12 protein-coding genes are annotated in these 12,078 nt (G+C 64.9%); 7 read left to right on the forward strand and 5 right to left on the reverse strand.

Going from position 1 to position 12,078, the window contains the following annotated elements; genetic code table 11:
• The first annotated feature begins 92 nt into the window (after window positions 1-92).
• Entirely contained in the window at window positions 93-326 is a 234-nt protein-coding gene (locus tag IC762_RS07035; RefSeq protein ID WP_195788009.1) for a DUF6894 family protein, read from the forward strand.
• 12 nt (window positions 327-338) lie between these two features.
• On the opposite strand, the gene IC762_RS07040 is transcribed toward IC762_RS07035, so the two are convergent.
• Window positions 339-653 carry a hypothetical protein gene (locus tag IC762_RS07040; RefSeq protein ID WP_195788010.1) on the reverse strand — a complete coding sequence of 105 codons (315 nt, stop codon included), beginning with the start codon at window positions 651-653 and terminating at the stop codon, window positions 339-341.
• A gap of 15 nt (window positions 654-668) precedes the next feature.
• Complete coding sequence (locus IC762_RS07045) at window positions 669-1,892, reverse strand: acyltransferase family protein (protein WP_210338419.1); 1,224 nt, start codon at window positions 1,890-1,892, stop codon at window positions 669-671.
• A gap of 516 nt (window positions 1,893-2,408) precedes the next feature.
• Here IC762_RS07045 and IC762_RS07050 point away from each other — a divergent pair.
• Entirely contained in the window at window positions 2,409-3,002 is a 594-nt protein-coding gene (locus IC762_RS07050) for a DUF1349 domain-containing protein (RefSeq protein WP_195788012.1), read from the forward strand.
• 173 nt (window positions 3,003-3,175) lie between these two features.
• Here IC762_RS07050 and IC762_RS07055 read toward each other — a convergent pair whose 3' ends face one another.
• Window positions 3,176-3,973 carry an N-formylglutamate amidohydrolase gene (locus tag IC762_RS07055; RefSeq protein WP_246801457.1) on the reverse strand — a complete coding sequence of 266 codons (798 nt, stop codon included), beginning with the start codon at window positions 3,971-3,973 and terminating at the stop codon, window positions 3,176-3,178.
• A 102-nt stretch (window positions 3,974-4,075) separates the two neighbouring features.
• Between IC762_RS07055 and IC762_RS07060 the strand changes: the two genes are divergently transcribed.
• The 3 genes from IC762_RS07060 (at window position 4,076) to IC762_RS07070 (ending at window position 6,290) form a co-directional block, all read left to right on the forward strand.
• Complete coding sequence (locus tag IC762_RS07060; RefSeq protein WP_195790026.1) at window positions 4,076-4,975, forward strand: transglutaminase family protein; 900 nt, start codon at window positions 4,076-4,078, stop codon at window positions 4,973-4,975.
• Between the two features lie 2 nt (window positions 4,976-4,977).
• Window positions 4,978-5,790 (forward strand): transglutaminase-like domain-containing protein, encoded by an 813-nt coding sequence (locus tag IC762_RS07065; protein ID WP_195788014.1) that lies wholly within the window; start codon window positions 4,978-4,980, stop codon window positions 5,788-5,790.
• A 101-nt stretch (window positions 5,791-5,891) separates the two neighbouring features.
• Complete coding sequence (locus IC762_RS07070) at window positions 5,892-6,290, forward strand: gamma-glutamylcyclotransferase family protein (protein ID WP_195788016.1); 399 nt, start codon at window positions 5,892-5,894, stop codon at window positions 6,288-6,290.
• Between the two features lie 52 nt (window positions 6,291-6,342).
• Here IC762_RS07070 and IC762_RS07075 read toward each other — a convergent pair whose 3' ends face one another.
• Window positions 6,343-6,897, reverse strand: a complete 555-nt coding sequence (locus tag IC762_RS07075) for a chlorite dismutase family protein (protein ID WP_195788017.1) — start codon at window positions 6,895-6,897, stop codon at window positions 6,343-6,345.
• Window positions 6,898-7,152: 255 nt separating this feature from the next.
• On the opposite strand from IC762_RS07075, the gene dnaG reads away from it, so the two are divergent.
• On the forward strand, window positions 7,153-9,150 hold the full coding sequence (gene dnaG, locus IC762_RS07080; RefSeq protein ID WP_195790027.1) for a DNA primase: 1,998 nt from the start codon (window positions 7,153-7,155) through the stop codon (window positions 9,148-9,150).
• Between the two features lie 253 nt (window positions 9,151-9,403).
• Window positions 9,404-11,539 (forward strand): RNA polymerase sigma factor RpoD, encoded by a 2,136-nt coding sequence (rpoD, locus tag IC762_RS07085; RefSeq protein ID WP_195788019.1) that lies wholly within the window; start codon window positions 9,404-9,406, stop codon window positions 11,537-11,539.
• 253 nt (window positions 11,540-11,792) lie between these two features.
• Here rpoD and IC762_RS07090 read toward each other — a convergent pair whose 3' ends face one another.
• Window positions 11,793-12,029 carry a hypothetical protein gene (locus IC762_RS07090; protein ID WP_195788021.1) on the reverse strand — a complete coding sequence of 79 codons (237 nt, stop codon included), beginning with the start codon at window positions 12,027-12,029 and terminating at the stop codon, window positions 11,793-11,795.
• Window positions 12,030-12,078 lie beyond the last annotated feature (49 nt).

Genomic DNA, 12,078 nt, shown 5'->3' on the forward strand with positions numbered 1-12,078 from the left:
TGAGCGGCATCACGAACGATCCTGTTGCGGCGTCGTATAGCTCCGTCATGCAGCGGCGAGCCTGCTCGCCCGGAGCTTGCGAGGATACGGACATGACCCAGGTCTATCTGCATTGCGCCAATACGCGGGGAGTGTTGATGGATCGCCGTGGCACCTCGGTGGCCAGCCTCGCCGAGGCGTGCGAGGCGGCGACCTGCGCGATGCGATCGCTGGTCGCAACGGTCAGCCTGGAAGACTGGCGCGACTGGACCATGCATGTCAGCGACGAGGCCGGCGACGAGATCGTCATCCTTCCCTTCGCATCCGTGCTCGGCAAGCCGCACTGAAGCGGCTTGGGTTCAGAACTGCTTCGCCAGCAGCGCAAAGCTCTGGCGGATGTAGGTGGCGAGCGGATGTGCCGCGTCGTTCTGCTTCCACTTCTCCAGCGCCAGGCGCAGCGTCCCCATCGCCACCATCGCGACCAGCCGCAGTCCGTCGCGCCGTGCCGGCGCCGGCCACAGCTCGCACATGGCCTCCAGCAGGATCTGCTCGGTCTCGACGAACACGGCTTCCTTGCGCGCGCGCAGCGCCTCGGTCGACTGCATCAGGCGGTCGAACACCACGGACTCCTTGGTCTCGTAGCGTGACGCGAGCTTGACCAGGCACTTCTGCACGGCCTCGAGCGGCGCCTAGCTCATCCCGGACCTCGCGGCAGCCAGTCGGGCCGCAAAGCGATGGTTCGGCGAACCATCCGCCGATTGATCCGTCCCGCGCCATCGCGACAGGCCGCGCCCGAAATCCATCGCGGGCCGCTCGATCCAGCGATAGGTCAGCGCAGCAAGCGGCACGACCAGGACCACTGACAAAACCAACGCCAGCACCAGCGCCGTGCCGGGCGATCCCAGTTGCAGCAGCTTGTCGTCATTGTACCAGACGATCAGGTCGGGGTTCAGCTTGTGGCTCAGATAGGAGCCGACCATCCGCATCACCTGGAACAGGAAGGTGTGGATCATGTAGATCGAGTAGGACCACAGGCCGAGCTTCTGCAGCGGCGACGTCCGCATCAGCGCCGAGACGATGCCCTGATCGAACGAGAACACGTAGATCACGATCGCCGCGAGCAGCGGAAAGGCGTATTCCAGGCCGCCCTTCGGCGTGGTCAGCAGGAACACCGCGAACAGCAGGACGCTCCACACCTCCAGCAGATGCGGCGTTGCCAGCCTGCCATTCGATTGCAGGCGCATGTCGTAGACGAGGCAGCCGGCGAAGAAGCTGAACATGGCGCGCAGTACGCCCCAATCGCTCGACACGAACAGGGAATCCGGCGATTCCCTGAAGAGCAGCGCGCCGGCCGCGAGGCAAAGCGCCAGAAAGATCTCACGCCGCCGGCGCGGGAACACGATCACGACGGCGGCGAACAGCAGCGAGACGTAGAACTCGAGCGCGGCGCTCCAGGCCGCGCCGTTCCAGGTCAGCCCGGGATGCAAATGGAAGGCCTGCAGGAACAGGATGTTGGTGACGGCTTCCCACAGCGTATGGCCCTCGCCGAAGGGAGCCGAGTCGAGCGCGAACGAGCCGCCGCCGCGCGTGAACACCAGCTTGGTGATCTCGATCCCGACGAACAGCACGAGCATGATGACGTGCAGCGGCCACAGCCTTGCGAAGCGGGCCGTCGCGAACCGGATGCCGTCGGTGCCTTGCCGGAGGCGGCTGCCATAGGCATGGCACAGCACGAAGCCGGACAGCGCGAAGAACATGTCGACGCAGAATTGCAGGTTTGCGAACGACTGCTCGCCCTTGAGCGCGTGGTAAAGCGGGATGTGGAACAGCACCACGAGCAGCGCGCTGATACCTCTGATCGCATCAAGCGCCTCAAATCGAACCACACCATTAACCGTGCTGTGCCCCGGCATGTAACACCTCAATTCCAGTTGCGCCTTGCGATGGCTGAACCAGCAAGTTGCGAGCCAGCAGGCGCGACGTGGCGATTAAGCTTGATGCTTCAGCTTAACGGCCTCGCTTCGTTGCGCTGCATGCGATGCCCGGTATGACGGGCGCGCTTGTAGCGCAGTTGAAGGGCAGACGAATGAGACTGGGAACCGCAATCATCCTCCTGGCATGCACGATTTCCGGCACGATAGGAGCCGCAACGTTCCTTCCCCCGAAGCATCGCGTCGCAACCGCAGTCCTGCCGAAGGTCGTTCAAGCTCCGATCGTCGAAGCCTCGGCATGCGCGTCGCAGACCTGGCCGAACCTCTCCGTGGACTGCCTCACGGGCACCGACCGCGATCAGAAGGTGCGGGTCGTCGCGCAATAGCCGCGCAGACCCCAAACGTCATTGGGAGACGACCGGCAGGTCGCGCCTGGATCCGTGCTATCGCTTTCGCTTGCGGTGGCGCAGGACAGCGGAACCGCCGCGTGAGGTGACGATGAGCAGCACGGTCTTCGGCAGACCCGATGGCGTATGGCTGAACGAGCCGGAGCGATGGTCGGCGAATGGTGACAGTCTCGAGCTCGTCACCGATGAGGCCACCGACTTCTGGCGCGAAACCCATTACGGCTTCATCAGGGACAGCGGACACTTTTTGGGTTTTCCCGCTGGCGAGGCCTTCACTGCCGAGCTGCGCGTGCAGGGCGATTTTCGCGAACTCTACGACCAGGCCGGCATCATGGTGCGCGCCGATGCCCAGCATTGGGTCAAGGCCGGGATCGAGTTCTCGGATGGCAATCCGATGCTCGGCAGCGTCCTGACCGACGGCCGGTCGGACTGGGCGACCGCGCGCTACAGCCACGACGCCGCCGACTTCCGGATCCGCGCGACCGTCGCCAACGGCGTGCTGCGCCTGCAGGTGTCCGCCGACGGCAGGCACTGGCCGCTGATGCGGCTGGCGCCGTTTCCGAAAGCGAACTCTTACCTGGTAGGCCCGATGGCCTGCACGCCGGAACGGGCCGGCCTGAAGGTCGTGTTCTCGGAATTTTACCTGACGCCGCCGCTCGGCAAGGATTTGCACGATCTCGGCTGAAGCATCGACGGCGGCTACAACAAAGGTGTCGTCCCGGCGAAAGGCGGGACCCAGAACCACAGGGGCGTGCCGTCCGGGCGAACTGCGGCCCCAGCCTTGCGCAACAATGATCTTCGGTGGCTATGGGTCCCGACTTTCGTCGGGACGACATCGAGTGTGCCGCGCGCGCAGCTTCATATCCGCGCCTCCTTGCGCAGCTCCGTCTCGATCTCGCCGAGAACCCGCGCCAGCCGCTCCGCCCACGCTGTCTCGCCGGCCTGGTCGGAGATCAGATCCTGGCGGATCTCGATGCCGGAGTTCATCAGGCCGCGCGTCTCGCCGTGCACGGGGATGGTGTAGTCGGTCTCGTCGCTGACGGCGTAGGGTTCGTTGTCGCCGACCACGAGATCAGCCTCATTGCGCAGATGCTTCAGCAGCAGCGGCGGCAGCATTGTGTCGCGGTGATAGAGCGTGCCGATGTGCCAGGGCCGCGCGATGCCGGCGTAGACGGGCGTAAAGCTGTGCAGCGACACCAGCACGGTCGGCAGGCCGCGTTGCGCCCGCGCATCGATCACCGCGTCGATGCGGGCGTGATAGGGATCGAAGATCTGCGCGCGGCGCAGCTCGGCGGCTTCGCGCGACAGGCCTTCATTGCCGGGAACGGTGGTGGCCTCGCTGATCAGCGGGATCGAGCTTGCGACATGCGGCGGCCGGTTGCAGTCGATCACCAGCCGCGAATAGCGCTGCGCGACCAGATGGGCGTCGAGCTGGTCGGCGAGCTTGACCGCCACGCCGGCGATGCCGATGTCCCAGGCGATGTGCCTGACGAGCTCGCTCTCGGGCAGGCCGAGGTCGCCGAGCGGGCTCGGGATCAGCCGGCCATAGTGATCGCAGGTGAAAAGGAACGGCGAGCGACCGTCGGGATTATGTTCAAGAACCGGTGAAACGTCGGTGTTTGCTAGCAGGACGGATGGACCATCGACGTGACTCACGACATTTTCCTCAACTTTGCCCATTCAAGCGGCACTCTGGTCTGGAATCGAGCATCATTCGCTATAGATTATGCGGCTTGGAATCACGATGATTGTGTGACGATGCCGCTGCTGAAGATTCATCACAAGACCGTTTATCGCTACACGCGCCCGGTGGCCTTTGGCGAGCACTGCATCATGCTGCGCCCGCGCGACGGTCACGATCTGCGCGTGCTCCGCTCCGAGCTTGTGATCGACCCGCAGCCGATGGCGCTGCGCTGGATCCACGACGTGTTCGGCAACAGCGTCGCGATCGCGACCTTCGACGAGCGCGCCGACGCGCTTACCTTTGTCGCGACGGCGACGGTCGAGCACAATCCGACCGACCCTTTCGCGCTGACGCCGGATGATGCCGCCTATTTCTATCCGTTCCTCTATGATGATGAGGAATTTCCCGATCTGCAGCAGTTCATCACGCCGCAATACGGTGACCCGAACGGCGAGCTGTCGGCCTGGGCGCGGCGCTTCCTCGATGTCGAGCCGCCGACGCCGACTTTCAAGATCCTGAGCGGCATGACCCACGGCATCCGCGAGGGCTTCCGCTACCGCAGGCGTCACGAGCATGGCACCCAGCATCCGCTCGATACGCTGCAGACCAGATCGGGCACCTGCCGCGATTATGCGCTGCTGATGATCGAGGCGCTCCGCCGGCTCGGCATTGCCGCGCGTTTCGTTTCCGGCTATCTGGCGATGCCGTCGAGCGGCGCGCATGGTTATGTCGGCGGCGGCTCGACCCATGCCTGGGTGCAGGTCTATCTGCCGAATGCAGGCTGGATCGAGTTCGACCCGACCAACGGCATCGTCGGCTCGCACGACCTGATCCGTGTCGCGGTCGCGCGCGATCCGCGCCAGGCGATCCCGCTGCACGGCGTCTATCTCGGCCCGGCGGACGCCTTCCTGCGCATGGATGTCGATATCAACGTCGTCACGCTCGGTGAGGACGCGGCACGGGAGACGGCCTGACGATGCAGATCAAGGTCGGCTTCGAGATCACCTACACGGCTCCGCAACCGACGCCGATGGTGATGATGTTGTCGATCCATCCCTCGCGCTACGCCGACATCGTCGGCACCGAGGAGATCGCAACCGAGCCGGCCACGCCGATCGGCTTCTATCGCGACAGTTTTGGCAATGCCTGCGGGCGGCTGGTCGCGCCGGCCGGCGGCGTCACTTTCCGCGGCAGCGCGCTGGTGCGCGATTCCGGATTGCCCGACATCGTCAATCCGGCGGCGCAGCAGGTCGCGATCGAGCAGCTTCCCGACGACATCCTGCTCTATCTGATGCCGAGCCGCTATTGCGAGACCGACAAGCTGACCGACATCGCCTGGTCGCTGTTCGGCAACACGCCGCAGGGATGGGCGCGGGTGCAGGCGATCGTCGAGTTCGTGCACAATCACGTCACCTTCGGCTACGAGCATGCCCATCACATGAAATCGGCGCATGACGTCTACGAAAGCCGCACCGGCGTCTGCCGCGACTTCGCCCATCTGGCGCTGACCCTGTGCCGCTGCATGGGCATCCCGGCGCGCTACTGCACCGGCTATCTCGGCGATATCGGCGTGCCAAAGGACCCCGCGCCGATGGATTTCTCCGGCTGGTTCGAGGTCTACCTGTCCGGCCAGTGGTACACATTCGACGCCCGCCACAACACGCCGCGGATCGGCCGCATCCTGATGGGCACCGGCCGTGACGCCGCCGACGTCGCGCTGACCACGAGCTTCGGGCGCATGACGCTGACGAAATTCGTCGTCATGACGGATGAGGTGGTGGCGACTTGATCCGTCGTCATTGCGAGGAGCGGCAGCGACGAAGCAATCCATCTCTCCGTGTGTGCGGACGGATGGATTGCTTCGCTTCGCTCGCAATGACATAGAGGGCCATGACCTCCGATCTCCTCTTCGTCTACGGCACGCTGATGCGCGGCTTCGACCATCCGATGGCGAAGCTGCTGTCGGGCAACGCCGAATTCCTCGGGCCCGCGCAATGCCGCGGCCGGCTCTATCTCGTGAAGCATTATCCGGGCCTCGTGATGTCGGCCGATGCTACCGACTTCGTGCACGGCGAGCTCTTCCGCCTGCGCGAGTGCGACGCCATGTTGCGTGAGTTCGACATGTACGAAGCCTGCGGCGAAGGCTTTCCGCCGCCGACCGAATATATCCGCGAGATGCTGAGCGTCACGCGCGCCGACGGCAGCGTCGGCGAGGCGTGGACCTATCTCTACAACTGGCCGGTCACGGACCTGCCGCTGATCGCGTCAGGAAAATTCCTCGAGCATTAGCGCTCGAGCTCCGGGCGCACTGCGTGCTGCGCAGCGTCCGGGGCACAACGCGTCACCCCTCCCGCACCACGCGGACGTCGACCTCGCGCTCGACATAACCCCATTCCTCCGTCGCGCGCAGCATGGCGACCAGCTCGTCGAACAGGCTGACATGCTCGGGGGCGAATTCGAACCAGGTCAGGAAGTCGAAGGCCATGTCGAGGTCGCGCGCATGGAACAATTGCCGCGCGATCGCCGGCAGATATTTCAAGGTCCCGGAGATGTGGTGCGACTTGTCCTCGATGATCTGGCGCCGCTCGTCCTGCGGCAGCTCCCACCAGGCGGCGGATTTCCTGATCGGGATCAGCGCCGCATGCGTCGCCTCGCTGCGGCCGAGGCCGGCCTGCGCGGCGGCGAGCTTCTCCTTCTCCGCCTTCTCGGTGTAGCGCAGATGGCTGGCGACGCCGGCGAGCCGCCACGAGGTCTGCGACGGCAACAGCGGCAGCGCGATGGTCTCGCTCGCGACCACCGACAGCGCCGCGACCTTGGGCAGCGTATCGCCCTTCACCCGCGTGATCGACGTCACCGTCCAGCCGCCGCTCTGTCCGCCTCGGAATGTCGTGAACATGGTGCTATCCAACCGCGGAACCGGGGAGGGGGCAAGCCGAGCGCGGCTTCTCTCCACTGTCATTCCGGGGCAGCCCGCAGGGCTGAGCCCGGAATCCACTCGTCCACGGGGGCAGCGGCCCGATGGATTCCGGGCTCTCGCTTCGCGAGCCCCGGAATGACGAGGGTGTGAATAGCCGGGAGAAGATAGATAAATTGGAAGCTTCGAGGATTGGCCCACTATATCGATGACCGATTCGCCTCCGACCCGAGCAACATGCGCTTCACGCCCGAATTCCTCGATGAGCTGCGCGCCCGGCTTCCGGTCTCGGAAGTCGTGGGCAGGCGCGTCAAGCTGAAGAAGGCGGGGCGCGAATATAAGGGGTTGTCGCCGTTCCAGCAGGAGAAGACGCCGTCGTTCTTCGTCAACGACCAGAAGCAGGCCTGGTTCGACTTTTCGTCCGGGTTGAATGGCAACATCTTCGACTTCGTGATGAAGACCGAGGGCGTGCCATTCCCCGAGGCGGTGGAACGCCTCGCCGCGATGGCCGGCGTTGCGCTGCCGGCTGCGACGCCCGATGCCGCGCGCCACGAGCAGCACCGCCGCACCCTGCATGACGTGATGGAACTCGCGACCAAATATTTCGCCGATACGCTGGCCTCGCGCCACGGCGCCAAGGCGCGCGGCTATCTCGCCGACCGCGGCATCACGCCCGCGACCCAGCTCCAGTTCCGCATGGGCTACGCAACGCCGGAGCGTTTCGGGCTGAAGGAGCATCTCGGCGCCCAAGGCATTTCCACCGAGGACATGGTGGAGGCGGGGCTCCTGGTGGCCGGCGAGGACAAGCCGGTGCCGTTCGATCGCTTCCGCGACCGCGTGATGTTTCCGATCTCCGATCCGCGCGGCCGCGTGATCGCGTTCGGCGGTCGCGCACTGGAGAAGGACGTTCCGGCGAAGTATCTGAACTCGCCGGAAACCACGCTGTTTCACAAGGGCGACAATCTCTACAACCTCTTCACCGCCCGCCAGGCCGCGCATAACGGCGCGCAGCTGATCGTGGTGGAGGGCTATGTCGACGTCATCGCGATGGTCACGGCCGGTTTTGCCGGCGCGGTGGCGCCGCTCGGCACCGCGCTGACCGAGAACCAGCTCGGTCTGCTCTGGAAGATGGCGGACGAGCCGATCCTCTGCTTCGACGGCGACCGCGCCGGGCAGAAGGCCGCCTATCGTGCTGCCGACCTCGCTCTGCCGAACCTCAAGCCGGGCAAGAGCCTGCGCATCGCGCTGCTGCCGGAAGGCCAGGACCCGGACGATCTCGCGCGCTCGGGCGGCCGTGCCGCGATCGAGGACGTGATTGCCGCGGCCAAGCCGCTCGCCGACCTGATCTGGTCGCGCGAGATCGAAGGCGGCAACTTTGCCACCCCCGAACGCCGCGCCGCGCTGGAGGCGCGCATCGGCGAGATGACCAACGGCATCCGTGACGAGGTGGTGCGCCGCTATTATCGCCAGGATTTGCAGCAGCGCCTGCAGCGCACCTTTGCGCCCGAGCGCGGAGGCGGCGGCTACGGGCGCGGCAATTTCGGCGGCCGCGGCGGCGAATCACCCCGTGCCTTCACCCCTCGCAGCGCGGCTCAGGGAGGCCAGGGCGGCCGATTCGCCCCCAAGGGTGGCGCTCCCGGAATTCCCCGCGGCCCCTACCAGGCGGCGAGCCCGCAGCTCGCCAACAGCCCGATCATGCGCGGCCAGCGCAGCGCGATCTCCCGCCGGGAGGCGTTGATCCTGCAGATCCTGATCAACCACCCCTGGCTGCTGCACGACCATCTCGAGGAGGTCGCGGCGCTGGAGCTCGCCCACCCGGAGGCCCACAAGCTGCGCGCGGCCGTCATCGCGGCCTTCGCCAACGACCATCACCACTCGCCGGACGAAGAGGAGCAGGCCGAGAAGATGCGCGCCGACCTCGATGCGGGTGGATTTTCACAGATTCTTCAAAGGGTTGAGCGCGCGATCACGACCCAGGCGGTGTGGGGCGTCCAGGTCGGCGCGGCGCGCGAGGACGTTTTATCGACGTGGCGCCAACTGGTTGCCTTGCATCAGAAAACCCACGCCTTACTTAGGGAAATGAAAGACGCCGAGGCGGCTCTGGCTGACGATTCCAGCGAGACCAATCTGGCATGGTTATTGGATATCCAGGCCCGAATGGCAGAAGCCGACGGGACCGAAGCCCTGATCGAGGGGTTCGGCGAATTATCGGGCCGGTTCCAGCGAAACGTCTGATAATAAAATGCTGCGGACGGCGTCGGCCAAACCCGCAAAAAGACTCGCCAAACCCATGGTTTGGCTGCAAAAACAGGGTTAAGCGAAACTTAATAGCCTCGCGGCTATTGCGAGAGTGGAAACCATCGAGACGGATGACAGGGGTGGCGACTGTTTGCGCCGCCCTTTGCGCGTCGAGAGAGTAGTCTGGATTTCATGCGGATGTGCGCGCGTGGCGCCACGTTCGCACGACCGCGTTTCGGGAGCTTAGTGAATGGCCACCAAGGCAAAGACGCTGCAGGTTAAGGACAAGGAAAAAGACGACAAGGCAGCGGACGCTCCTGAGAAGGATGCCGCTGACGCGCCGTCGCCGTTGCTCGACCTGTCGGATGCCGCGGTGAAGAAGATGATCAAGCAGGCCAAGAAGCGCGGCTTCGTGACCTTCGATCAGCTCAATGAAGTGCTGCCTTCCGACACCACCTCGCCCGAGCAGATCGAGGACATCATGTCGATGCTCTCGGACATGGGCATCAACGTCACCGAAGCCGACGATAGCGAGGGCGAGGACGAGAAGGACGACGGCGACGACGAGACCGACAACGAGCTCGTCGAAGTCACGCAGAAGGCCGTCACCGAGGTCAAGAAGAGCGAGCCGGGCGAACGCACCGACGATCCCGTGCGGATGTATCTGCGCGAGATGGGCACCGTCGAGCTGTTGTCTCGCGAAGGCGAAATCGCGATTGCGAAGCGCATCGAGGCCGGCCGCGAGGCGATGATCGCGGGGCTCTGCGAAAGCCCGCTGACCTTCCAGGCCATCATCATCTGGCGCGACGAGTTGAACGAAGGAAAGATCTTCCTTCGCGACATCATCGATCTCGAAGCCACCTATGCCGGCCCGGAATCCAAGGGCGGCATCAATCCGAACCTGATCGCCGGCCCCAATGGCGAAGGCGCCACTGCCGAGGCCGGCGCCAACGGCGCGGATGCCGCCGCGCCCGCCCATGTCGCGCCGCCGGCCGCGCCGCCGTCGCCGACCCCGTTCCGCGCCGCGCCTGCCGGTGGCGCCGAGGCCGAGACCGAGGAGAAGGATCCGGGCGAGGCCGCCGCCGAGTCCGACATGGACGACGACGAGTTCGAGAACCAGATGTCGCTCGCCGCGATCGAGGCCGAGCTGAAGCCGAAGGTGGTCGAGACCTTCGACAAGATCGCATCCGAGTACAAGAAGCTGCGCCGCCTCCAGGAGCAGGACATCGCCAACCAGCTGCAGAGCGAGTCGCTGTCGCCCTCGCAGGAGCGCAAGTACAAGAAGCTGAAGGACGAGATCATCGTCGAGGTGAAGTCGCTGCGCCTCAACCAGGCCCGCATCGATTCGCTGGTCGAGCAGCTCTACGACATCAACAAGAAGCTGGTCTCGTTCGAAGGCCGCCTGCTGCGCCTCGGCGACAGCCACGGCGTCGCGCGCGAGGACTTCCTGCGCAACTACCAGGGCTCGGAGCTCGATCCGCGCTGGCTCAACCGTGTCTCGAAGCTCTCCGCCAAGGGCTGGAAGAACTTCGTCCATCACGAGAAGGACCGCATCAAGGATCTGCGCCACGAGATCCAGTCGCTGGCTGCGCTCACCGGGCTCGAGATCGGCGAATTCCGCAAGATCGTGCACGGCGTGCAGAAGGGCGAGCGCGAGGCCCGTCAGGCCAAGAAGGAGATGGTGGAAGCCAACCTCCGTCTGGTGATCTCGATCGCCAAGAAGTACACCAACCGCGGCCTCCAGTTCCTCGACCTGATCCAGGAAGGCAACATCGGCCTGATGAAGGCGGTCGACAAGTTCGAGTACCGCCGCGGCTACAAGTTCTCGACCTACGCCACCTGGTGGATCCGGCAGGCGATCACCCGCAGCATTGCGGACCAGGCCCGCACCATCCGCATCCCCGTGCACATGATCGAGACGATCAACAAGATCGTCCGCACCTCGCGCCAGATGCTGAACGAGATCGGCCGCGAGCCGACGCCTGAGGAGCTCGCCGAGAAGCTCGGCATGCCGCTGGAGAAGGTCCGCAAGGTCCTCAAGATCGCCAAGGAGCCGCTGTCGCTGGAGACCCCGGTCGGCGACGAAGAGGATTCACACCTCGGCGATTTCATCGAGGACAAGAACGCGATCCTGCCGATCGACGCGGCGATCCAGTCCAACCTGCGCGAGACCACCACGCGCGTGCTGGCCTCCCTCACCCCGCGCGAAGAACGCGTGCTGCGCATGCGTTTCGGCATCGGCATGAACACCGACCACACGCTGGAAGAGGTCGGCCAGCAGTTCTCGGTGACGAGAGAGCGCATCCGCCAGATCGAAGCCAAGGCGCTGCGCAAGCTGAAGCACCCGTCGCGGTCGCGGAAGCTGCGGAGCTTCCTGGATAATTGATCGGGCGTCATGCCCGGGCTTGACCCGGGCATCCATCGAAACAACAGCGGCGGGCAATTGCCCGCCGTTTGTTTTGCACGGTCACCGCACTTCCCCGTCATTCCGGGGCGGCGCATAGCGCCAAGCCCGGAATCCATTCTTCAACGAAACCTGCGGCGCAATGGATTCCGGGCTCGCGCTTCGCGCGCCCCGGAATGACGAGGATAGAGTTGATGATCGCCGATAGACGAGCCAAACGGCTAGTCGTCCGCGCCTACTTCTTCTTCGCCCCGACCCGCTCCAGCCGCTTGATCTCCAGCGGCGGGCGGCCGCTCTTTTCGGCGATCTCGCGGTCCTGCTCCATGATGAAGCCGCGCGCGGGCTCGTCGCCGTCGAGGCCACCCAGCAGTTCCGACGGCACGCGGCGGTTGGAGCGCTGCGAGCCGTCTTCATAGAAGACGTTGAAGAAGGCGAATTCGCCTTTCGGATTGGTCCCGGGTTTTTTCGGCATGCGCGGCTTGTCCCCGATCACGGCGCCCAAGTCAAAGCAAATGCGCGCG

Origin of the sequence: Bradyrhizobium genosp. L (genome assembly GCF_015624485.1) — a bacterium.
Lineage (GTDB): Bacteria > Pseudomonadota > Alphaproteobacteria > Rhizobiales > Xanthobacteraceae > Bradyrhizobium.